Consider the following 22,116-nt stretch of genomic DNA (forward strand, 5'->3'; position numbering starts at 1 on the left):
CTCAATCCCCTTCCGGGCGTGCCGGGAACCGCTTGCATTCGCCGCAGCAGCGTGGCGAGGATTTGAGCGATCTGGGTTTGCGTCGCGGTCGATAGATTCGGCCACAGGCGCGGAATGTCGGCCGGGTGGATTTGCCGACGTCGGCAGTGGTCGATACGCAACGCGACCTGGAAGCGGTCGGTGGGTCATCGCGAATCACCTTCTCGTCGAGAAGGCTGAGACTCGCGCTCAAATGTTGCATCAATAGGATCAGCGTACGTGCACTGATGCGCGGCAGATCGGCGGCGTTCGGGTGGGGCGTGATCGGCGTCTCGGCAAGATCCGTCGACGCGATCCGAACCGCCCGCGGCCGTCCGTCCGGCAGCGCGACAACGACGTGGGCGGGACCGCGCCCCGACCGCTCCTTCAGCACCTCAAGCCGTTGCCCAAACAGGAAATGATGCGGGTAGACCGGCTCCTGCACCACAGCCATGTGCTGACGATCCGCGGCGACAGCTACCGGCTCCGCGCCAAGCGCAAAAGCGGCCTCGTCAAGACGCCGACCGCCGGTGACGGCCCTCCGGTCGGCTCCGCCTCCCTCCGGCCCGTCACCGGCGGAAACAACCTTCAACCGAGATCACAATCCGGATGGTGGGGGCAGTTCTTCATGACGCAAAGTGGGCAGTTCCGGATGGCGTTTGACACACGGGGCAAGCCCCCACCCCTAGACAGAATGGATAGTGCGTTACGTACGGACCTGGCTACTTCCGGGAAGCCAGGAGCTTGGACAAATTTGTGCGATCATTTCGTTGAAAGGCCTTGAATCGCACGTAACGTCACATTGTACGATCATGAAATGAGATCGCGACCTCTGACAAACGAACGTAAGCTACTCCTAGGGTGTGGGACGATGGCATAACGATCTTGTCGTATTTCGAATTTGCGGCGAACGCTCGCCGTAAATGAGCCGGCGGCAACTCTCCCTTGCCGACGGTCGGGACGATGCGTAGCAGCGTCGCTCCTCCCAGACTGACTTCGCCTGGCTTCTCAAAATGAGGCCGGGCCTTTTTTGCCGTCGGGAAGACGTTAGTGCCTTGTCGACGTGCAACTGCTCGATCAGCTCGTCCGGAACCAGGCAAACTTGCGAGGTCGAGTCCGGCAAGACAACACGCGTTACGCCGACATCGGGATGCTGATTGTAAATCGTCAACACATCGCAGCCTTCGGTTCTGGCATACAAAGCAACACTTCCGAGCCATCAACGACTTGAACGGTTCCGGCCTGTTTTTCCTGTAGACAGGTGATGGCGGTGCGATCCGGGATGTGGGTGCTACCCAGGCGAAACACGTCCTCCATGCAAGCGTCTTTCTTCGCGTCGTTCGGCGGCTGATCTCGCGCACCCGCCGACTCGAGCACAGAGATGCCGTTGCACAACTACTGCACAGCACTTGGCTTTGGGACGCAAAACCAATGCGTTCGTTGTGTGCGCGTCACGATATCCTCTTTAGGTCGGTACGTTGCGGTATTGGTGTTCCTGCGCAAGGCACAGTCTCTGAGCCAGGCAGGCGAGCTTGATTCATCAATGTCGCGACGTGATTTCTATTGGCGATACCGCCAAAGAAAAAGGAGACTCGAATTGAGGTACTACGAACCATCCTGCACCTTCGATCGTCCCCGCGCGGCGCTCCCCAAACCGAGCCGCAAGGTAATAATTAAGCGGTGGAAGGCCGACTCACTGTCAACAGATAAGCGAGCGGAGCCATCGAAAGCGGACCAACCGCTCGCAAGTGACCGAAGTCTCGTTTGAGTTGTTTGTTTGGATATGAATGCACACAATGCCTTTCGATACAGTCCTTATCGCCAACAGAGGCGAGATCGCCGCCCGCATCATCAAGACGTTGCGAAAGCTGGGCCTTCGTTCTGCAGTTGTCTACCACGAGGTCGATGCGCGAAGCCCGGCAGTCTTCCATGGCCGACACAGCGATTCTTATCAGCGGTCACACGCCGATCGCGGCTATCTGGACATCGCACAAATTATTGCCGCCGCTCATAAGGCCGGCGCCGGCGCTGTTCGTCCAGGTTATGGATTTCTTTCCGAACAGGCTCAATTCGCCACGGCCGTGATAAAGGCCGGCATTGCGTTCATCGGCCCCGCACCCGAAACTATTGAACTGATGGGCGATAAGATTCGGGCCCGCAGCTTCGTCCAGTCGAGCGGCTTTCCAGTGGTCCCATCTGCAAATTGAGGAGGACGATCCAGCGACGTTCGTCTCCAGGGCGCGTGCAATTGGAACCCCTTTGCTGGTAAAACCGTCAGGGGGCGCGGCCGGCAAGGGCATGCGGATTGTACGCGACGTCGATGCTCTGGAAGGCGCGATTGAGCAGGCTCGCTCTGAGGGGCAACGGTATTTTGGGGATCACCGGCTTTACGTCGAAAGATACATTGAGAACCCGCGGCATATCGAAGTGCAGGTACTCGGCGACTCTTTTGGGAACATTGTACACCTGTTTGAGCGGGAGTGCTCGGTGCAACGCCGCTTCCAGAAGATCATCGAGGAAGCGCCCTCGCCAGCCCTGTCGCCAGAACTACGGAAACGCGTCTGCGAGACCGCGGTCGGTATCGCACGCGCCGCGGATTATCAAAACGCAGGAACCGTCGAATTCATTTTCGATGCAGGAGAATTCTACTCTCTCGAGATGAATACGCGCCTACAGGTCGAACATCCCGTGACTGAGATGATCAGCGGCATCGATCTTGTCGCCGAACAGGTCTATGCCACCGCGGGCCGAGAACTTGGTTTTGCTCAGTCAGATATCGTTTCGAACGGCCACGCTATCGAGGTAAGGCTGTACGCTGAAGCCCCCGAACCAGGCTATGTTCCGACGTCCGGAAAAGTACTTCTTCTCGAGTATCCGAGCGGGGTACGGATTGACAGCGGCATCACGCAGGGTCAGCCAATCACCACTGCGTTTGATCCCATGCTCGCAGAGATCATCGCGCATTCGCCGACGCGCACATTGGCCACCGCCACGGCCAATCACGCGATTCAGGGGGTCATTCTTCTCGGCTGCGAGACAAACGCTAGCTTCCTCGCCCGCATCCTTGCCGACGAGTCGTTTGTCCGCGGACAGTTTCATACGGGACATCTGGAGGAAAACCCGCACATTGCCGGTGGTAACTCTGCTACCGGCCTACCGGCATTCTTGGCATCAGCTGCTCTCCTGACCCGACAAGTCCGCGAATCGGCCGATGCCGTGCCCGCGCTTCACGCTTCGCTCGGCCATTAGAGAAATTGAGGTGTATCACTCCGTCGAGGTTGATGGCGTCGATTATCGGTTATGGCTTTCACCCTGCCAATCCGGCTCCTATCATCTTCACTTGCGCGACCAAGTCATTTCCCCGGTCGCGTTTGCCCAATACGGCGAGAATTCAGGTGTCCAGACCATTGCTGGCGAGACCGAACGAGTCCGCTTCGTCGTCGAAGGCGACCTGATTCACGTCCACATCCGTGGCATGATGCGCGTTTTGCGCTACAGCGACCCGTTGCGAACGCTCGCTTGCGTGAACCAAGAGGAACGTTCGCTCACGACCCGCGCACCGATGCCGGGAGTAGTCGTTACGATCGCGGTTTCGCCTGGTCAACCGTTATCCGCAGGCGCGGCGCTGATGATGATTGAGAGCATGAAGCTGAAACTATTATTCGCTCTTCACAGGATGGCGTAGTCGATCGAATCCATTTCAAAGAAGGAGAGAGCTTCGAGCGGGATGCTGTGCTGATTACGCTATCGAAAGAAGGGCGCTGAAATGCTACGAATCGCTTCTGGGGCGAACGTCAATTCGCAAGACTTTCGTCAAAACTAGCTCCACAACAGGCGCCTTGTTGACGAGTTAAAGGAGCGGCAACGTGCTGTCCGCTTCCAGCGGCCCGAGCGGGAGCTCGAGCGCCTTCGACGCCAAAATAAGCTGTTTGTGCGAGATCGTATCGACGCCTTGCTCGATCCAAAAATTCCGTTCCTCGAGCTTTCAACGCTGGCCGCTAGCAAGGCCTATAACGGCGAAGTGCCCGGCGCGGCACAGGTCGTCGGCATCGGGATCGTCGCGGGTCGCGAGGCGATGGTTCATGCAGACGACGCAAGCGTAAAGGGCGGCGCATGGTATCCGTTGTCTGTCGAGAAGATAGTGCGAGCCTTGGACGTCGCAATCGAGAATCGTCTGTCAGTGATTCATTTGTGCGGCGGCGCCGGAGGATTCCTACCTTTTCAGGCAGAGTTCTTTGCTGATCGCTACTTCGCGGGTCGGATCCACCGTAACCAATCCATTCTCTCCAAGATGGAAGTACCGCGGGTCGCGATCGCATTGGGTCATTACACAGCGGGAGCGGCCTACGTCCCGGCGCTTAGCGAATTCAACATTATGGACGAGGATACGGGAGCTATATTTCTCGGTGGCCCTCCAGTCGTGAAAGCTGCTACCGGTGAAGACGTATCGGTACAGGAGCTTGGGGGCGCTTACATGCATACGAGCGTGTCGGGCACGAGCGATTATTCCGCAAGCTCCGAGATGCACGCCATTGCGATCGCACGTGATATCGTTGCCCGATTCCATCGTCCCGCGAAGACTCCGATTGATCAAGCCGCCCCGGAGCCCCCTGCTTACGACGCATCGGAACTATACGGCATTATTCCAAAGGACCCTCGAGTGCAGTTCGACATGCGGGAGATCATCGCCCGCATGATCGATGGTAGCCGATTTCACGAATACCAGCCGCGTTTCGGCACGTCCCTGCTGTGCGGTTTCGCGCGGCTTCATGGATATCAAATAGGGATTCTTGCAAATAATGGCGTGCTGCTCAGCGAAAGTGCGCTGAAGGGCGCTCACTTCATCCAACGTATGCGACAAGAACCGGAGGCCCCTGCTCTTCCTGCAGAATACGACGGGTTTCATGGTCGGCCGCGAGTACGAGCGCCGTGGCATAACGAAGGATGGTGCCAAGCTGATCATGGCCGTCTCGGGGGCGTCGGTCCCGAAATTTACGGTCGTTTGCAACAGCTCGCACGGAGCAGGTACCTACGCTATGGCGGGACGTGCTTTCGATCCTCGGTTCGTCTTCACCTGGCCGCAGTCTCAGATCTCTGCGATGGGCGCCGAGCAAGCGGCAGGTGTGCTGAAACCACGTTAAGACCAGACAACTGGCCCGTGACGGTGGGCGGCTCGCAGAGCGGGAGCTGGCAGCCATTCGAGGTCCCCTTCTCGACGAGTATCGGCAACTATCCAGCGCCTACTATGCAACCTCCGAAATCTGGGACGACGGAATTCTTGATCCAGTCGATACCCGAAGTGTACTCCCGATCGCGCTGAGCGCTTCGCTGAATGCTCCCATCGAAGCGCCCCATTATGGCGTATTCCGAATGTAGCCGGCAGGAGTCGAACGTCCGTCTCTGTAGATTCTACTCCCTAGCTGGGCTCCAAATCGACGCATCGGCCTGTCCCCGGCATGAGCCAGATTGGTGTCGTCCACATTCCGGGCAGAACTCGAATTCGCGACCTTGGTCAAATTAGACCAGCCCGTTTCTAAGTGGTGCGTTGAATTCGGTGACCACGTTGTCGATCAGGATAACGGGTTGCGCCGAAGTAGGCCGAGCTGGGGTCGCATAGCCCTGATTGGCCGCGCATCGAACCTCGCGTGGGGACTACGCAAATTGCGTAACACTCGAGATAATCTGCTCGTTACCCTTCTAGTATTGCGTAGTGTATTGCGAGGCTCCTGCGGGTCGAAGCCATCGACATCTGGAGTTCGCGATGGATGCAAGCGCGGGCTGCCCTGCTGACTCTGATCCACTAACGAACGCGTCAGTCACATTAGATCTAAGGTGCGCCCTACTGATGAATTGTTGGGTCCATTCATCATCGACGATAACGGTCCTTGGGAGGAGACATGCAAGCCATCATACCGATCTCAGTCAACTATTCCACGACGGGCGGGGTGCAGAAGAGGTTGTCCCGCCATGCTCGACTATGGAACCACCCACCGTCTTGCCGTCCAATCGTCTGATCTGATCTCGAGCAAAGAACACTTGCTCCTTTGCAAGTGAACGCCATGGATAGCTTGATTCTTACGTAGCGTCAGGTTGTAGGATTGCAGAGCCGACTGACGTTCAAGCTGACACCACGCATGCCTCGACAACGCATACGCGGTCCGAGCCGGACCGGTTGCCGAGCTGCATGCCCTCATTAACGCCCGTTTCGAATGAGGCCAATTGGAACGACTAAGCACGTGTAGAGCAATGAACGCCCTCAAATCGATCATTAGCAAAGTTGCTACAGGTGCCACGCTGACCCGCGAGGAGACCGCAACGGCCTTTGAAATCATCATGTCGGGCCAGGCGACATCCTCCCAGATCGGAGGATTATTAATGGGGATGCGGGTACGTGGCGAAACCGTAGAAGAAGTCACCGGCGCAGCCTCGGCCATGAGGAGCAAAATGCTCCGGGTCAGTGCGCCCCCCGATCCTGTCGACATCGTTGGTACGGGCGGTGACGCTTCGGGCTCAGTCAACGTGTCGACATGCGCCTCATTCATCGTCGCCGGGGCCGGCGTTCCTGTGGCCAAGCATGGCAACCGCGCCGTGTCCTCACTATCAGGCGCTGCTGACGTCTTGGCCCGCCTCGGTGTGAAGGTCGACCTCCCGCCTGTAGGCGTCGCTCGTTGTGTGCACGAAGCTGGCATCGGCTTCATGCTTGCGCCCATCCGTCATCCGGCTATGCACCACGTTGCCCGAATCCGAGCCGCACTTGGAACCCGCACGATCTTCAATCTAGTCGGCCCGCTCACAAATCCGGCCGGAGTCAAGCGGCAGATCGTCGGCGTGTTTTCGCGGCAGTGGGTGCAGCCTTTGGCGCAGGTGTTAAAGAACCTTGGTGCTGAGTCCGTCTGGGTGGTGCATGGCTCAGATGGACTCGATGAGATCACCCTCACCGGGCCGACGTTTGTTGCCGCGCTAGAAAGAGATGCGATCCGCACCTTCGAAGTCACCCCCGAAGAAGCGGGCCTCGCCCGCTGCCATAACGAGGCGCTGAGGGGCGGCAACGCCGATTCCAATGCAATAGCGCTGCAAAGCGTGCTCGACGGCATGCCAAGTCCGTACCGCGATGTTGCTCTTCTCAACGCCGCCGCGGCAATGATCGTGGCCGGCCACGCAAGCAGCTTGAAGGACGGCGTCGCCCTTGGGCACGAATCCCTTAATAGCGGTGCGGCAGCCGCGCGATTGAAACACCTGATCGCGATCTCCAATGCTTGACACGGCCGATGTACGACATTTTTAACACCAACATCGAAGCTAACGAGCGCGAGGAGATTGCAAGCGCAAAGCGCGAGTTGCCTCTGCCACACGTCGAGGCACTTACCGCGGTTGCGTCACAGACGCAGCAGCTCCGCTTTCGAAGCGACGGGGAGCTGGAGCGCACCCTATGAGAAGTGAAGCGCCGGAGCTGCGCTCTTCGATCATGCCAAACCCTTGCCGCCGGGCTCGGCTCGATTTGGTCGACGTCTTCACCAACGGCGTTTCCGACGGCGATTTTACAGCGTCGCGTACCGCAAGACTCAACGGCCTCGCCGTGACGGCAAGGGCGCGCATACCCACTATGAGCAGCTCTACATTTCGTTAGTTGAATCGCCTGGGCGGCTATAGCATCGGCTCTATCAGACGCTGCGATGACTGCTGCGTGACGCGATAGCTGGCATCGCCATTTGCGGCCGTACGGCGGCGCGCTCGCGCATTCACGCGGCTCGTTCTTTCGGGGCAGGCGCCGCAGCTGGGGTGCATCTCGTGAATCGCGTTGGCGGGACAAAAGGCACGCTATGGCGTGAGAGTCGAGTGCGGAAGAGGTGGTACTGTGTACTTCTCGGCTAGTAATTTAAGCTTGGCACAGCGAGCTCTTCCACTTTTCCCGTGGGCGTTGCCAGGTGAGCCTCGGAAAAAGTTTGATCAGCGACAACACCAAGGGGCTTGAATCGAACGTAAGGTTAAACTGTACGATCTCAAGGTACAGCAGTCTCGGGCTGGTCGAGATAAGGATTGCGAAGTTCGAGCATGTCAGAATCGCACCGCACCGTCTTACCTCGATTATCGGACAGTGCGGCTTGCGCGTGGTCCTGATGGGCTCAACAATCTACGGCCTGCACCATATGCCTTCACTGATCCACATCGCTGGAGAGCTGGTCAATTCAGAGGACGTCAACGTCACCCCCACCGCGCTGTGCGGCTCCCCTTATTGCAGATTGGAAACCGAGTTCCTCCTCTGGGTCGGGACACCCGTGGAGATCAGTTGAACCAAGGAGTTTTCGGTTGTGTTCGCTCAGCCCGATTGGAGCTCGCACGGCGCCATCATCTCGGAAATGCAGGATGGTCGATCCGGCCTCCGATAGTTCCAATCAGCTTAGGCGGCTAATGTCGGTCGGCATGACCGGCGCGACAATCGCGAAAGATTGCTTCGCATTTCGGGGCAGCACGATGAAAAAACCAGACGGTGCCAAGAACGTTCTGTTGGTCGACCACACTGAAGGTCAATGCCGAGCCATACTTGGCTTGAAAGATGAAGATTCCAGATCTCCTATTTGTGCGGTGAGCCTGCAAGTCGGAAACCTTAAGAAGATAACGTCATGGTGCGCTTATCACTACGCGCAGATGCACGGCAGCGCTGTCGGACAAAACGGAGCCCGTGACGAAGCGCCTCCGTCTTTACGCTTTAAGAGATTTACATCGAGCCCGGGCTAATGACGTCGTCAAGACCGTATGCTTCCGACTGAGATCGCTTGACTGCTCGCGTGCCTGAAGGCCATCCGATGCGATCTGATCGCGATCAAGAGCTTCCGAACGACTCAGGAAGTCAGGGGTTTAAGCAACTTTTGCAAGTACGTAACGAACCTGAGCGAAAAGGGGGAAAAAGGTGGATCTTTGCACACTGATTGAGCGTAACGCGTCTTTTACTCCCGACAAACCCGCGATCCACTTCGACGGGCGCCCCTAAGCTACCCCGCCTTCACTCGAAGGATCGAGCAAATCGCTCGTGCTCTAAAACAACAGCTCGGCATCGAGAGAGGCGACCGCGTCGCGATCCTTGGCCTCAACCGGCCCGACTACCTGGCCCTGCTCTATGCCTGCGCGCGACTCGGCGCAATGCTCGTTCCATTGAATTGGCGGCTTACGGTCGCGGAACAGTTGTTCATCCTCTCCGACGCCGGTCCCAAAGTGCTAGTTCTAGAACAGGCCTTTGATGCGCTGCTACCAGCTCTGGCGGGGCAATTGTCCGACACCTTTGCTGCCGGGTTGGACTTTTCGCCTCTCGGCGGAAGTAAGTGGGACTGCTTGGTAGACCAGGGCCGAGGCGGCACACGGACCTGTCTTGCCGCTTCTGATTGTCTATACTTCAGGTACCACAGGGCCGCCGAAAGGCGCTGTGCTGCGTCAAGAAGCGTTGCTGTGGAATGAATTATGAGTCAGCACATGCATAAGCTCGGCTCGACCGATCATGTCCTGACAGTCTTTCCGCTGTTTCACGTTGGCGGCCTGAATATCCAGACCACGCCGGCGTTACATCACGGCGCGACCGTCACCATTCACACGCGATTTACGCCCGAGGCGACGCTTGCTGCGATCGAACGCGGCAGACCTACGCTGGCCGCGTTGGTGCCTACCACGATGCAATTCCTAACTGACCATCCTCAGTGGCAGCCGACGGACCTCTCTTCACTGAAGGCAATTTGCACCGGTTCAACGATGGTCCCGCAGCACCTTATCGCTTTGTCGCACGTGGGGTGCCAGTGCTGCAGGTTTACGGTTCGACCGAGACCTGCCTATTGCTGTTTATACGAGGCTCGGCGGCGATCTTACGCGTAAGGGCGCGAGCGGCTTGCCCGGCCTATGCTGCGAAGCGGCTATTCTCGACGATACCGGCAACAAGTTGCAGGCAGGCAGCCCGGGCGAGATCGCCGTACGGGGCCCCAATGTCTTCAGCGGGTATTGGGGCGCTCAACAAGCAACGCGCGAGCCTTTGCACAACGGTTGGTATCTCACCGGTGCATCGGCTGCCGCAATACCGGTGGATACTTTTGGGTTCATGATCGCAAAAGGAACCTCGTAATTTCCGGTGGAGAAAATATCTACCCGGCGGAAGTAGAGCGCGCGCTTATGGAGCATCCCGATGTCGCAGACTGCGCCGTTGTCGGTCGACCCGATCCGGCGCTGGGATGAGGTGCCGATCGCTTATGTGATCAGGCGGCCGGGGGTTCTGTTTGACGCGGAAGCACTAATGGCGCATGCAGGCTCGCAGCTCGCCCGCTTTAAGGTGCCGCGCGAAATTATTTTCACGGAAGAATTGTCACGAACGGCGTTGGGCAAGATCCAGCATTTCGCGCTGAAGGGTCTTACACGATCAAGCCAGCACAACGACGGCGAATGAAGATTTCGATCGGGTTTGGCATTTCCTTTACCCCGCAGGCATGGCCGCTGAGGGCCGCGAGAACCCCACGGGTCACCGCGTCTATGCGAACACGGCAGCTGTGAGTTGTTCATTTCGGCGCCTTTCGGTCGAATAACGTTGCCCCGAGGTCGCTGATGCCGCGGATCCTCATTATGAATGCCGGTACCGCGCAAATGTCGGGCTCTGATCTGCCGACAACCCAACTTTCGCTTGCCTCCAAGTCGGCTTGGTCGCTGTGTGGTTTGCACAGGGGGGAGATGGGGGGCCCAATTCCGGTATTGGTAAGTCAAGGATTCGCCGACTGTTATCTCTGGATGCTCGCGCCGTTTGAAAGGAGAAGCATTAGAACGCGTCATTTAAACCTCAGACACGGGAGAGAACGCTCCGTGGACGAGAAGGAAAGAGAGCTCAACAGAGCGGCACTCACAAGCGCTTCTCGGCCCATGCGCCTCCTTTTCGGTCTGCAGAGCAGACCGCCGAGCTGCACGACGCCAGAGCTGGCATGCTTCGGAATGTCTCTTGAAATGCTGCTGGCGGCATACATTGCCATCCTCTCACCAAATATCGCGATTTACATCTCCTGCGCTTTGAACTTGCGAATCAGATCGCAAATGCCGTTGCAGTCGACGTATGTCGACGGTTCGCACGAGATGTCATCCATGTCTTCACAGGTGCCGCACTCTTCCAGGAAGTTAATAGAGGTGCTAAGCCGGAGCGACGTCGCCAGTTGGGGTACCCGTCCTCACTCAGCCGATATTCCGATCGTCTATCCCATCTCCATTTTGGCCCCTCGACGCCGCCGACGCCCGCGTCAGTTAGAGCTTTGCCCGTGTTGCTGCCGGCGTATTCTGGGACGTGATCGAACTGCCCATGCCGTCTTTGGGAGCGCGATTGTATCAATCTTCCTATCAACCGATAAGTAGCGCGCCATTCGAACCAGTCCGGGTTCAAAAGGAGAGATCGCTCTTGCGAGCCTGCGTTGACGCTCGCCCTTGACGAGTGCTTGCAGCAATCCCGCACCAGCGCCTTGCTGAATAAAGCTTCTGATTATGCCCGGAAAAATTAGCGACCTGTCGATCGCAAGGCGTCTTGAACCTGACCTGACTTGTTCGGCAGTCCGAAACCGCACAACAAGTGCAGCCTCATAGTGTTAGCCTCGGACATTGCTGTTGAGGAGCATGCGCCGAGCCAGATGGAAGTGCTGGAACGCGGCCTCATTTAATCGGACCGCATCGACGCGGGCCGAGAGTGCGAGATGGTCGTTACCGCTCTCACCGCGTGGAAAGCGATTATGCTTGATCCAAGATGAGGGCGTTAAGGGTCACGGCGAGATTGGTCACCAGCATGCCAGAGACCCCATTGGTAAAATGAAACCGGCTTTGACTCGGTCCAGAACAACTACAGTTTCGAGGCGCTTTATATCTGGATTTTCATTTATCAAGCGTCGGGTGAAATGCTCGTACTCTTCCATGTTATTTGCAGTCACCAACAGGATGAAATCAGCTTGGCCCGTGACGTAAACTCCGCTCATCACCTCCGTCATAGTGCGGATGCCCCGCTTAAAGCGATCAATGATGTCGGCGCGATCGCGCTCAAAGAAAATGAGGACCAGCATAGTCACGTTTCGGCCGATCGCCCTTGGCGAAATGATTGAGACGTCTGATTCTATCACGCCCTCTTTCCGTAGGCGCTTTAGCCGGCGCTGAACTCCGGATGCAGATAGGGCAACTTTCGCGCCGAGTTCTTCACTGCTTAGGCGATTGTTGCGTTGAACGAGATCAAGAAGACGAGCATCGATTTTGTCGATTTCCATGGCTGCATTGCGGACTCTCGAGCGCGACCGCCTCCTCCAGGCATGCGAGGTAGTGCCATTGAGCGTCCCGGTCATCTCTAAACCTCCTCCCTAGCACCTCTACGAATGTACGTCTTCAGCCGACAAGCGCGCACTGACGAGTTGAAAGGCTCAAACCTTATCGGGGACAGCCAACCACCGGTTCCGGCCTTGTGCGCGCCCGGTCGGCTTGCGTCGCGTTCCCCAATTCCAATAAGCCGCTAAAGCTCTTTTCCTCAAGGCGCTGTTGGTGGAGGTGAATTTGTCTGTACCGCACCTCTCTTGATCCCTGGCAGCTGATTGAATGTAGTCCCTTCGGGAGCGGACATGTGGGCGGCTTAGCGTCACCAATGGAGCGCCATTGGATTGACCTCGCGGGCGAGCTAGTGCGGGGTGAATTTCCTTCAGCTATATCACGTATTGAAATAACCAAAGCGCGGCATCTCCCGGGCAAGGCGCACCAGAAAGGACATTGTTAACGTCACGCCACTGAGCAGCGCATTCAGGACCAGGATCGAAATCTTGGCTGCATCTGCGATGCGGCCGAAACGATCGAGCACCGAGGGCGCGTCTGCGTTGAGGCTCACGCCGTGGTAGGGCGGCATCAGCATCAGAAGGCTTGCGCCACGCGCGGCCGCATAGCGGACGCGCTCGATTGCAAATTGCGTGCTGAAATGTTTGCATGTGATCATGACCGCCTTGCGACTACCCACATGAGCCAGGGACAAATCAACCAAAATATCGCACTCCTGCTCCGATAACAGGAACTGCTCGGAACAATGAGCCAGAATGCAGATCCATCGGCGCGCTCGTCGATCATGCATTCGAGCACGCGGCGCTGCCTCTCAAGGGCACGAACTCCGGTTTGTGAAAGCCGGTGCGACTGGGAAGAGGCGGCCATAGGCGTATTTCCTTGCATTTGCCATGAGCAGGCGTCCAACAAGCAGATTTTCTTGATGGTCAGATATCTTTGGGCTCGCTCAGGTCATCAAGAACATTCGATGCGCCTCGAACAGATAATAGGATCCGAGAATGGTCCTCGCAGTGTTCGCCGCCTGCAAGAGAGGCCGAACCAATCATCGGGCGTCCAGCCACCGCGAAGACTTCGTAGTTATTGTTCCAGCGGGTCCACCAGAAACTAAAGGCTGCGTTGGTGTAGCTCATGCCATAACCCGCTTTACCTTATCTCTTCCGATGCAGGGCATGCGCAATCCCACGAGATCATTCCGGCTCTGCGGCAGCCTTTGCCAATGAGATCGGAGCGATGGACCTTTGTCCCAGCGGTCGTCCGTGGATACGCGGTGTTTTTCGCTCAGCGTTTTGGAGATGACTCGAACTGTTCTGCTTCGACCTTACGGCCCTGCCCGATCGTGATTATTCCAGATGAGGTCGCATTGGTCGCGGCGACCGAACTCTGAATCTGGGTAATTTTGAGAAAATATCCCTTGTAAGACGCAACCGTCTAATTCAGCTGTCAACTCAGACTTGTCGGTTCTCGCGTATCGCGACGTGAACGGGATGATTCACCTAACATATGCTGATCGGTGTCTTCCGCTTGTACAGCTTTCGAAAAGAAGACGGCGCTAAAGGCTCCGCAGGAAAGAAACGCTAGCGAGCTTTTGTCTCCCTCCCATGGGCTCCTTCCGCGGCCAAGGCATGCTTCTGAGCGACGCTTGTTCTTGTTCAGCTGAGAGAGGGACACGGCGCCCTATTATAGAGATCTTCGACTTGCCGGCCGTCTCAAGGAATCGAGTGCGCTGGCGTCCGCCAGTATCAGTCCCGTATACATTCTTGTCCACTGAACTCCGGCTGGACACTTCGCAATGAAGCTGAGGCATCGGCGATGGTCAGGCGCATCAGGGACAAGACGCTCGAAAGCCGCAGTGCGCGGCGGGACAAGCCGGTGCGCAAAACGCCCGTCTTGGTATCAATCGGACGAGGCCTGTCGATCGGTTATCGGAGGAACGAGACCGCCGGCACGTGGGTGTTTCGCAAAGTCGACGGATCGCGACTATACGCACCCCCGGACACTCGGACCCAACTGTCGACTACAGCGTGGAGTGCAACCGATCTCAGCGCGTGTCCATTCCGGGGCCCCGATGCAAAACCCACTGTCGACCTCCAAGGTCGCACCGTGCCGTTGTATCTGAATCATGACCGATCCGGAGAACAACCCGCAGTAACTGATCTTAAGCCAGACTCCGTCGTGCCAGCAACGATTGGCCTAATCGTGTCATTGCCGAAAGTCAGGATCACAAGAATTGTAACCGGCAGGCCCTCGCCGATGTCTTCGATCTGCGACAGACTGTACGCGCTAGCGCCACCCGCTCGACCGCATCGGCTGGACAGCCTGCGAACACCTCAATCTTATGGCTCAGCCACGATATCGATGATCTCTTCGCTCATGCCAGCATCACAGCTTCTTGCTTGAAGGTATCAACTGCGGCCCGGGTCAGCCGAAAAACGCCACAACCACGGGACAGTGGGCGATAGGCAGAGCCGGCTCGGGCCTTGAGAACATCAAACCATTGGTCGGGCGTGAGCCTCGCCGGGCGCTCGCTGATCTGGATCACTCTGCCATTCGGGGCGAAGCGGACGTGAATGATGATCTGCGGGTTCATATCGTTCCCGTTTTTTTGACAGGTTTAGAGACCGGTGGGCTGCTCGATCGTGACGTGTTCAGTTTCGCCCCCTTTTGGGTGGACCTCGCGCCGCGACTTGAACTTCGCACCTGCATTGGTGCCGGGTGGTCCGTTCGGCTTGGCGGCGACAATCGCCTGTGTGTTAGGCCTCATACGTTCTTCAGCATTGCCTTGAGTCACGTTTCGGGCCAACAGTCGATGTCGGCAAACTCCGCCCGCGCGTCCGCGAGATTGATGGCATGGAGGGTCTGAGAAACGAATAGGAGGAGGCTGATTACCTCTTGCTCCCGCTCGATAACGAGGGCCTACAGGCCAAGCAGCAGCCCAATCGTGCGCTTGGAACCGCAACGCTATACTTGCGGCCAACATAGACCCCGAAAGCTCGTTCGAGCGTCTCAGTCGTCGACCGACTGGAAATTCGCTGCGAACACAATAGCGCTTCGACGGCAGAGAGTCGGCAACAATGATATAAAGATCCGAGAGCGGAACTGCATTCACCGCCTCGGCGTCATCGAGGCGATTCTCTGCGGGTCCAGTGCCGATCACCGCCCAACATGCCTTCTAGCCAGCACCAACCCAGTCGCTCGCGCCTGGTCGGCCGTAATCTGCATGCAGTGGTCCGATCCATCGATTAGATGCAGGTCAAACTGCGGAAGACGCCGGAATGGCTGCTGCGTCACATCCGATGCATCACATCGAACCAAGGTGAGCTGCGGAAAGCGGCGCCTTAGGTCAGCAACGGCGCTAGTGTCTGTGTTAGCTGTCGCAAGCAGGCGTTCTATTTCGATCAATTGTTCTGTGGCTAGTGCCATTGTGGCTCCTATATGATTACTGCCAAGTGAGCATCACTGCCAGAAGAGCCGCTCGGGATCCGTGTTCAATTCATCGATCGCCGACGCAAGCCGGTGGAAAATGCTGTAAAATTTCCAGCTTCCTCGCGCATGATTCTTGAAGAACAGTTTCCAGATCCCGCTCACGGCATCGTAATGAAATAGCGCGACATCGATCTGACCGCCATCGTTGTCGATATTGCGCGAGCAGCAGGGACTCTCTATGAGATAGCCAGCCTTTACCGGCGTCACACTCGGAAAGACATAGCGATAATGCTTGCGCGAGATCAAAGCACGTTCGATCCGCTTGCGATCTAGCTCGTTCGGATGCGGGATCAGCCCGACCGGTACCTCTCTCGACACTCTCATTGCGAGAACATCCCCTCAAAGGATTGTGATCTCTTCTTCAAGACAACCAACGACCAGCCGCTCACCAAAATCTACAAGATAGATCGGCACGCTGGCTTCGGTATGCATCGCGACCCGGACGATCTCGCCGATAGCACCGGCGCCGACCAGGATCCCATCAGGCGGCGCGGTGGCAACTGATTCGTCATTGATGAGCTTGACAGCGGTTTTCACGCGCTGGCCCGATCGATATTTTGGAACGCGCGGCTCTGTCATGACACAGCCACTTCCGGCAATGGCAGATCATCCACGCCCTCGTCGACCGGGTCGAGCTCTTTGCGCCCCATGCCGACGCGGTAGCCACTTTCAAGAAATTCGACACCGTAGATATAGAATTTCTGCAGGAACGTGCCGATGGAAACGACATAACCCACGTCGCCCTTCTTGGCCAGAATGTCGCCGATCTCCTTACCGCGAAGGGTACCGTCATTGCGGATGGTACTGCTGGCCCGCACCTTTTCGCCGAAGCTGAACGCGGGCGGCCCGGTTAGCTGGACCACATCACTGTCGCGAACGATCATGTTCATGCACCGCCCCCCTCGCGAACCTGCAGGGCGCACGGAGACGCGAGCAGAGGTGCTCTTCTGAAGCATATTGTCCTCGTCTGCGGTGAGACATACCGACTCGTCATCCGCGAGGCGAATCGCCACTTCGTAGCGGGTATGCCGTTCAGGTTCGCGGTTCAGAGCGGTTACCGAATGAGGTGACAGTCGCTGCGCGAACTCGAGGTGCACGGAGGTGTCGGGGTCGTTCACCATGCCAAGCAGCCGCATACGTCGTGCCACCATGCGGCGAAACTCAATGGCCTCATCATTCATCAGCCAGCCAAGCCGGCGCGACTCGATGCGCTGCGTCCCGATCCAACAGCCGCAATAAAATGCAGAGCTTTGCCACCTCCGACGTCTTGGCCCAGCGAGTCTGTCGAAGTCGGAGCGGTAGAGCTCGATCGGGACAGAAGCCAACGTCTCTGCTTCGAGCAGGTGCTTTCGGCCACTCTGTCCAGAGTGATAGAAGAGTCCGGTCTGCTGTTGCTGATCCTCGGCTCCGGGTAGCAGACCTTCGTCGAGCCGCGTGTGCGCGACCAACGCTCCCTTGCTGCCTGATAGTGGAATGACTTGGTCCATGTTCATGGACAGCTTTCCTCCTCTGACAGGTGGCCCCTTCGACGTTGCAAGGCGGTGCACCTGGCCCGGCGAAGAACAGCCCCGTCAGCACAGCGGCGTGGGTCAAATCGATGACAGCGCTGCTTAGTGGGTGCTCGGCATCGGGGCGCAACTTTGGACCGTTGCGCTCCATGACTTTCTTACGGGCCCCGCGGCGCCGCCTACGCATCGATGTTGGCGATTGATCCTGAGCAATCCATGGCCATGACAGGAAGTTGCAAGTCGACGCCTGCGGAGCCGTCGATGCACACGGCGATACTCGCGACTTTGCAGTGACGGAGCTCGGCATGAAGTTCACGAGCACACCCCTTTAGGCAGGCGCCTGGTAACGCGGCACTGATGTGTCGATGACGTTGGTGTTTTCAACTCGACAGAGAGCGACACACTGCGGCTCGTCAAAATAGACGATGCATTCGGTGCACTTCTTGGATTCAATTACGAAGTTTCCGGCCTTCACCGACATTGCAACATTCGGGCATAAGGGTTCACAAGCCGAGGAACTCGTACATTGCGAGGCGATGATCTTGAATGGCATCGATACAACCTCTTACGCGACCGAGGTCACGGTTCTTGCCGCATCGCGGCGTCGCCGCGCTTGACGTGCCGGATCTCACCGCTCTTGATTTTGTGGAGATAGCCCCTGAACCATCCGATCGCCGATTTCTCGACGATCGTGTTCGGATTGATCGATCGGCTCGATCCCAGCATTGATCAGAATGTCTCTTGGGTAGCCACCAATCTTGGCCACGACGGTGCCCGACGAGTTTTGGATGCGAGCGTAAGGATGATGAGCTTCTTCGCTATAGCAGGGATGAGTCCTAACTTTGTCCGAGATTTCGGACGGCAGATCGCCTGGGGCAGCCTGTGACCCATAGCTCCGTTTGCCATTCTTCGAAGAGCTCCAGGAACCCTTATAATCGGCGATGACCCGCATCCCGCCGCTATCCTCAGCATGTTTGACATGTTTTCCGCGTCCGGCAACAGCGTTCATATTCAATTCTCTACCCAGTGTGCACCTGGCGAACAGCCTGAGCGGCCACAGAACGAGAGTTAGCAACTCTCGTGCCATCTCGGATGGCTGGCATTCCCCGCCCTGTGAATGAGTTAGCTAGACGTGATCCGCACAGTTGTGCACGCGTCAGCGACAGTTCACACGTAGCAAATGCGACAGGCGTCGCAATTGTGACGGAGATGGCCGCTGGGTTCTCATTGAGCTCGCGTGAATTCTCCCAACCCGCACCCGTCGTTTGCGATGCGACCTCTTCCTACTAGCGGACCGCGGCGAGCAGCCCACTTCGCGCCGCTACTTGGCGCTCAACATCTCTATCGCGTGCGGGAGTCATATCGCGATCGGTGTGAGGTGTTGCTCGATCAGAAAGTAGAGTTCGTTGCGCGAGAGTGCTTGCGGATCGACCATGCGTAATGGACGTCAGCCGAGCGTTTGGTGATCTGCCGCGCATAAATAGCAAAAAGCCGATCATTGAAGAGACAGCCGAAGAAGAGGAAGCTCCGTCCGTTCCGCCTTTCCTTGATGAGATTGGGAACTGGTGTCTGGATGCCGATTGCAGTCAGAACCTCAACATAATCAGCGTCAGTAATCAGAAAGCTCTTGACCGGCAGCACGCTGCCGTGCGCCTTGCGCAGCACAGTAGGCCAATGGGTCGCCGAGGCATGATCAACCTTTTGGCTCGCCGGATCGTAAATTGGATACCAGCAATCGACGTGGATGCCGGAGCGCGCGATACTTTGCATCTCACCCCATCCGTCGACCGAGTGCCGTCCGCATCGGGCCGTCGTACCAAGAGTCGACTATCACCGGCAGTAAGGATGCTAGATGATGATGCAGTGGTGTCGACTCCACCGGCGGGCGAACGCCTGGACCATCAAAGCCGTCACGGTGGAGCGATGTATGTCGCTCTCGACATTCTGCGCCGGCGCCCAGACATTGCCTTTGGCCTGGCGCGGTAGCGCAACTTTGCTGGAGAAGGCAGAAGGCCTCCTGTGTCATTGGCATATGTGGTCCGATCAACTCGGCGAGGCCAAGTCCGAGATACGGAACAATGCTAGGCTCTCATCCTCACCGCAAGATCGGTAAGAATCACCTTCGCGTCGGCTGCGTTGACAAACTCAATTCGCGGGAGCGCCTTCATCAGTTCGCCCGTCCTCCCCCGCGTCCTGGCATTTATTGTGATCGGCAGCGGCGTGTCGCTCGCCATCTCGGGCAGATCGTCATCCAGCCATTGGCCATTCTGATCCAACCGCGCGAGAGCGTTTCATACTCGGATCCCACGATCGGCTCTTCGAGAGCTTTCTTGCGAACGGCCCGCATCAAGAGAGCGGCGACTCAAGAGTTTCATGAGGTCAATTTTCTGGACCGCGATGTATACTTGCGTGGTTTAGCATGCTCCCGCGAGTTGGCGCGCAGCTGAGCCACAATGTTTGACAGTACGGAGACGACCTGGTCGACCTCTTCGAGGGTTGTCTCACGCGACAGGGGCAAGCGCACCGCGCCGTGCAGGCTCTTCTCCGGCAAGCCCATGGCGTGCAGGACATGCGACGGCTCGATTGAGCAGGATCCGCAGGCTGATCCGAGCGAAGCGGCAATGCCCACACGATTGAGATGGTGGAGAATTGCGCGCTTTCGAGATGGTCAAAAGCGATGTTTGTCCTACTTGGTTGCCGGTTGCTGATATCGCCAAGCGCCATGCAGTCGGAGGTGGCTAAAATCCCCTGCTGGAGGCGGTAGCGCAATGCACCAATGCGAAAGCGCTCCGGCTCGAGCCGAGCCGCCGCAAGCTCTGCGGCTTTTCAAGACCCGACGACCATGCCGGGGATATCCTCGGTTCCGCAGCGGCGCCGCCGTTCCTGTGTGCCGCCCGAGATCAGCGGCCTGAATTTTTTTGTGCCTCGCGCAAATCGAGCGCGCCGATCCCCTTAGGACCGTGCAATTTGAGCCCGGACAGCGACAGCATGTCGATGGCACTGTCCTTCAGCTTGATGGGCAGCTGCCTACGGCTTGCACCGCATCCGTATGAAACAGCGCGCCCGCCTCTCGCGTCACCCGGCTAGAAACTCCACCGGAAAAATCGTGCCGGGTCTCGTTGTTGGCCTACATAACAGACGCGATCGCAGTACGCGGTCCGAGCGCGCATCGAAACGCCCGGATGTCGAGCCGGCCGTATGAATGTAGAGGGATCACGCGCGTCTTAACCGTCGTTGTCGCCAAATTGCTCGACCAGCGCAAGGATGGCGGAATGCTCGACGGAGGTGACGACTTCGTCGCGGCGCTCCTGCGTCGCGAGCGCAGAAAGGAATTTGGTGTTATTGGCCTCGCTCTCGCCGGATGTGAAGACTATTTCGTGATCATGCGCGCTCCCTAACAATCCTTGCACGCTGCGACGCGCCTGCTTCACGGCTCCGCATCCTCTCGGCCAAAGGCATGGGCGGAGGAGGCATTGCCGAACTGTTCGGAGAAGAACGGCGACATGGCTTGTAGGATGGACGGATTGTCCGTGTCGTCGCGTTGTTGTCGAGATAGATCAGCACTTAATCCTCCCTCAATTCGAGCGCCTTGGTTGCGCCGCCACCCGGATCAAGCGAAGGCGGCGAGGCGATCTCAGAAGATCTCGGCGTCAAGCTGGAGAACGTCACGCTCAACATGCTCGGTCGCACCAAGAAGTTGATGATCGACAAGGAGAACACCACGATCGTCAACGGCGCCGGCAGAAGGCCGACGTCGAGGCGCGCGTGGCCCAGATCAAGGCTCAGATCGAGGAGACCACCTCGGACTACGACCTTGAGACGCTTCAGGAGCGTCTCGCCAAGCTCGGCGGCGTCGCGGTGATCCGCGTTGGCGGCGCGACCAAAGTCGAAGGAGCGCAAGGATCGCGTTGATGACGCGATGCATGCGACCCGCGCGGCTATCGAGCAGGGCATCGTCCTGGGCAGCGCCGTCGCCCTGCTCTGTGCCTCCGAGCAGCCCAAGGGCCTGCGCACTGTTCCAAAAGCATCAGAATCACACCGCTCAGCGGCGCCTTCAAGTCATTCCGGCAGAAAAAAAGCAGAAGAGCTCTTCGCGAGGCACATCAAGCTGGCCAAGGTGGCAAGTCGGCAGTCGAAAAAACTTATGGTCTTTGGCGTCAGAGGCGATACGAGGCCTTAAATTGCTTAAGCTCTACAAGAAGACGAAGGCGAATAGGCTGGAACATAGGAGTATAAGTCCCGCGGCGGTCACCCCCAGGAGGCGGCCGGAAACAAAATCATGCTCGCGCATGAGCGCCCCTAGTTGCGGCCTGAATTGCAACCGGGCCCCCTTCCTGCGCCCGCGCGGTGAGTTCTTATCCTGATTGCGCACATAATTCCGGCTGTTGCGCCTCGAAAATGCATTATTTGAGCACCGCACAAGGCTACTCGGCCGTGTTACGGCACGAATGATCGCTATTGCTTTCGGCTCAGCAAACGGCACCTGAAGAGCGGCGCGACATCCTGCCCGCGATGCGTGTCGTTTGGCCCGGATGTGAGGGGTTCATGTTCGGAGGTAGTTTTTGGTCATGCGTGGGTCTCTAATTTTCCTTGTGGTTTTTGCAATCATCTTGGCGGCGCGCGGGCAGCAGCAAGAACGCTTCGTGTTGCGCCCGACCGCGGCCATGCCGCCGGTCAACGTTCCTTGAGAGCAAGCGCGCGGAACGTGTCGGCGACATGATGATCATTTGGGGGACTTATCTGGTCAATCAGATCCGACGGGCCATCGGCCGGCGGAGATCGTGAGAGTTCAGGTTGGTCT

The 22,116-nt window shown here is 57.6% G+C and carries 19 protein-coding genes and 6 pseudogenes; 11 read left to right on the top strand and 14 right to left on the bottom strand.

The window, feature by feature from the left end:
* Window position 1: 1 nt before the first annotated feature.
* The gene (locus IVA87_RS11940; protein WP_247333633.1) at window positions 2-472 is read right to left on the bottom strand and encodes a hypothetical protein; all 471 of its coding nucleotides are present in this window, start codon (window positions 470-472) and stop codon (window positions 2-4) included.
* On the opposite strand from IVA87_RS11940, the pseudogene IVA87_RS11945 reads away from it, so the two are divergent.
* From IVA87_RS11945 to IVA87_RS35045, 10 genes and pseudogenes are all read left to right on the top strand, one after another.
* Window positions 446-535 (top strand): annotated as a pseudogene (locus IVA87_RS11945) (ATP-binding protein); the annotation flags it as partial. The gene IVA87_RS11940 and the pseudogene IVA87_RS11945 overlap by 27 nt on opposite strands.
* 1,279 nt (window positions 536-1,814) lie before the next feature.
* Complete coding sequence (locus IVA87_RS11950; protein WP_247333635.1) at window positions 1,815-2,225, top strand: biotin carboxylase N-terminal domain-containing protein; 411 nt, start codon at window positions 1,815-1,817, stop codon at window positions 2,223-2,225.
* A gap of 52 nt (window positions 2,226-2,277) precedes the next feature.
* Window positions 2,278-3,267: a hypothetical protein gene (locus IVA87_RS11955; protein ID WP_247333637.1), complete on the top strand. Its 990-nt coding sequence runs from the start codon at window positions 2,278-2,280 to the stop codon at window positions 3,265-3,267.
* Window positions 3,268-3,277: 10 nt separating this feature from the next.
* Entirely contained in the window at window positions 3,278-3,703 is a 426-nt protein-coding gene (locus IVA87_RS11960; protein ID WP_247333638.1) for a hypothetical protein, read from the top strand.
* A 246-nt stretch (window positions 3,704-3,949) separates the two neighbouring features.
* Window positions 3,950-4,804: pseudogene (locus IVA87_RS11965) on the top strand (carboxyl transferase domain-containing protein); the annotation flags it as partial.
* A gap of 118 nt (window positions 4,805-4,922) precedes the next feature.
* On the top strand, window positions 4,923-5,159 hold the full coding sequence (locus IVA87_RS35040; protein WP_253075115.1) for a carboxyl transferase domain-containing protein: 237 nt from the start codon (window positions 4,923-4,925) through the stop codon (window positions 5,157-5,159).
* A gap of 1,105 nt (window positions 5,160-6,264) precedes the next feature.
* Window positions 6,265-7,278, top strand: coding sequence for an anthranilate phosphoribosyltransferase (trpD, locus tag IVA87_RS11970; RefSeq protein WP_247333639.1), 1,014 nt, complete (start codon window positions 6,265-6,267; stop codon window positions 7,276-7,278).
* Between the two features lie 683 nt (window positions 7,279-7,961).
* A complete protein-coding gene (locus tag IVA87_RS11980; protein WP_247333640.1) occupies window positions 7,962-8,309 on the top strand; it encodes a hypothetical protein in 348 nt (115 codons plus the stop codon).
* Window positions 8,310-8,382: 73 nt separating this feature from the next.
* On the top strand, window positions 8,383-8,754 hold the full coding sequence (locus IVA87_RS11985) for a hypothetical protein (protein WP_247333641.1): 372 nt from the start codon (window positions 8,383-8,385) through the stop codon (window positions 8,752-8,754).
* 172 nt (window positions 8,755-8,926) lie between these two features.
* Window positions 8,927-10,438: pseudogene (locus tag IVA87_RS35045) on the top strand (AMP-binding protein).
* A 1,357-nt stretch (window positions 10,439-11,795) separates the two neighbouring features.
* Here the strand turns inward: IVA87_RS35045 and IVA87_RS12000 are convergent.
* From IVA87_RS12000 to IVA87_RS12060, 13 genes and pseudogenes are all read right to left on the bottom strand, one after another.
* The gene (locus IVA87_RS12000; RefSeq protein WP_247333658.1) at window positions 11,796-12,272 is read right to left on the bottom strand and encodes an Lrp/AsnC family transcriptional regulator; all 477 of its coding nucleotides are present in this window, start codon (window positions 12,270-12,272) and stop codon (window positions 11,796-11,798) included.
* Window positions 12,273-12,703: 431 nt separating this feature from the next.
* Window positions 12,704-13,027 (bottom strand): hypothetical protein, encoded by a 324-nt coding sequence (locus tag IVA87_RS12005; protein WP_247333644.1) that lies wholly within the window; start codon window positions 13,025-13,027, stop codon window positions 12,704-12,706.
* Window positions 13,028-13,250: 223 nt separating this feature from the next.
* Window positions 13,251-13,454 (bottom strand): hypothetical protein, encoded by a 204-nt coding sequence (locus IVA87_RS12010; protein WP_247333645.1) that lies wholly within the window; start codon window positions 13,452-13,454, stop codon window positions 13,251-13,253.
* A gap of 1,238 nt (window positions 13,455-14,692) precedes the next feature.
* Window positions 14,693-14,911, bottom strand: coding sequence for a hypothetical protein (locus IVA87_RS12015; RefSeq protein ID WP_247305687.1), 219 nt, complete (start codon window positions 14,909-14,911; stop codon window positions 14,693-14,695).
* Window positions 14,912-15,474: 563 nt separating this feature from the next.
* A complete protein-coding gene (locus IVA87_RS12020; protein WP_247305690.1) occupies window positions 15,475-15,744 on the bottom strand; it encodes a DUF6129 family protein in 270 nt (89 codons plus the stop codon).
* Window positions 15,745-15,777: 33 nt separating this feature from the next.
* Complete coding sequence (locus IVA87_RS12025; protein ID WP_247305693.1) at window positions 15,778-16,131, bottom strand: DUF3024 domain-containing protein; 354 nt, start codon at window positions 16,129-16,131, stop codon at window positions 15,778-15,780.
* Window positions 16,132-16,146: 15 nt separating this feature from the next.
* The gene (locus IVA87_RS12030) at window positions 16,147-16,386 is read right to left on the bottom strand and encodes a nitrogen fixation protein NifZ (protein ID WP_247305696.1); all 240 of its coding nucleotides are present in this window, start codon (window positions 16,384-16,386) and stop codon (window positions 16,147-16,149) included.
* A complete protein-coding gene (locus IVA87_RS12035) occupies window positions 16,383-16,697 on the bottom strand; it encodes a nitrogen fixation protein NifZ (RefSeq protein WP_247333659.1) in 315 nt (104 codons plus the stop codon). Before IVA87_RS12035 ends, IVA87_RS12030 begins: the two co-directional genes overlap by 4 nt.
* Window positions 16,698-17,643: 946 nt before the next feature.
* Entirely contained in the window at window positions 17,644-17,868 is a 225-nt protein-coding gene (locus IVA87_RS12040) for a ferredoxin (protein WP_247333646.1), read from the bottom strand.
* Window positions 17,869-17,943: 75 nt separating this feature from the next.
* Window positions 17,944-18,324, bottom strand: coding sequence for a hypothetical protein (locus IVA87_RS12045; RefSeq protein WP_247333647.1), 381 nt, complete (start codon window positions 18,322-18,324; stop codon window positions 17,944-17,946).
* Window positions 18,325-18,704: 380 nt separating this feature from the next.
* Entirely contained in the window at window positions 18,705-19,085 is a 381-nt protein-coding gene (locus IVA87_RS12050; protein ID WP_247333648.1) for an SIR2 family protein, read from the bottom strand.
* A 401-nt stretch (window positions 19,086-19,486) separates the two neighbouring features.
* Window positions 19,487-19,690: pseudogene (gene nifT / locus IVA87_RS12055) on the bottom strand (putative nitrogen fixation protein NifT); the annotation flags it as partial.
* A pseudogene (locus tag IVA87_RS12060) lies at window positions 19,687-20,879 on the bottom strand (aminotransferase class V-fold PLP-dependent enzyme). The pseudogenes IVA87_RS12060 and nifT, both read right to left, overlap by 4 nt.
* Window positions 20,880-20,934: 55 nt before the next feature.
* On the opposite strand from IVA87_RS12060, the pseudogene groEL reads away from it, so the two are divergent.
* Window positions 20,935-21,360 (top strand): annotated as a pseudogene (gene groEL, locus IVA87_RS12065) (chaperonin GroEL); the annotation flags it as partial.
* Between the last annotated feature and the right edge of the window lie 756 nt (window positions 21,361-22,116).

The sequence above is a fragment of the Bradyrhizobium sp. 147 genome (assembly GCF_023073935.1).
In the GTDB taxonomy this organism is placed as follows: domain Bacteria; phylum Pseudomonadota; class Alphaproteobacteria; order Rhizobiales; family Xanthobacteraceae; genus Bradyrhizobium.

Bases quoted from the DNA above. Each gene is read 5' to 3' on its own strand.
- IVA87_RS11940 (WP_247333633.1), bottom strand. From the start codon at position 472: ATGGCTGTGGTGCAGGAGCCGGTCTACCCGCATCATTTCCTGTTTGGG.
- IVA87_RS11950 (WP_247333635.1), top strand. From the start codon at position 1,815: ATGCCTTTCGATACAGTCCTTATCGCCAACAGAGGCGAGATCGCCGCC.
- IVA87_RS35040 (WP_253075115.1), top strand. From the start codon at position 4,923: ATGGTCGGCCGCGAGTACGAGCGCCGTGGCATAACGAAGGATGGTGCC.
- trpD (WP_247333639.1), top strand. From the start codon at position 6,265: ATGAACGCCCTCAAATCGATCATTAGCAAAGTTGCTACAGGTGCCACG.
- IVA87_RS11985 (WP_247333641.1), top strand. From the start codon at position 8,383: ATGGTCGATCCGGCCTCCGATAGTTCCAATCAGCTTAGGCGGCTAATG.
- IVA87_RS12000 (WP_247333658.1), bottom strand. From the start codon at position 12,272: ATGGAAATCGACAAAATCGATGCTCGTCTTCTTGATCTCGTTCAACGC.
- IVA87_RS12010 (WP_247333645.1), bottom strand. From the start codon at position 13,454: ATGAGCTACACCAACGCAGCCTTTAGTTTCTGGTGGACCCGCTGGAAC.
- IVA87_RS12015 (WP_247305687.1), bottom strand. From the start codon at position 14,911: ATGAACCCGCAGATCATCATTCACGTCCGCTTCGCCCCGAATGGCAGA.
- IVA87_RS12020 (WP_247305690.1), bottom strand. From the start codon at position 15,744: ATGGCACTAGCCACAGAACAATTGATCGAAATAGAACGCCTGCTTGCG.
- IVA87_RS12025 (WP_247305693.1), bottom strand. From the start codon at position 16,131: ATGAGAGTGTCGAGAGAGGTACCGGTCGGGCTGATCCCGCATCCGAAC.
- IVA87_RS12030 (WP_247305696.1), bottom strand. From the start codon at position 16,386: ATGACAGAGCCGCGCGTTCCAAAATATCGATCGGGCCAGCGCGTGAAA.
- IVA87_RS12035 (WP_247333659.1), bottom strand. From the start codon at position 16,697: ATGAACATGATCGTTCGCGACAGTGATGTGGTCCAGCTAACCGGGCCG.
- IVA87_RS12040 (WP_247333646.1), bottom strand. From the start codon at position 17,868: ATGCCATTCAAGATCATCGCCTCGCAATGTACGAGTTCCTCGGCTTGT.
- IVA87_RS12045 (WP_247333647.1), bottom strand. From the start codon at position 18,324: ATGAACGCTGTTGCCGGACGCGGAAAACATGTCAAACATGCTGAGGAT.
- IVA87_RS12050 (WP_247333648.1), bottom strand. From the start codon at position 19,085: ATGCAAAGTATCGCGCGCTCCGGCATCCACGTCGATTGCTGGTATCCA.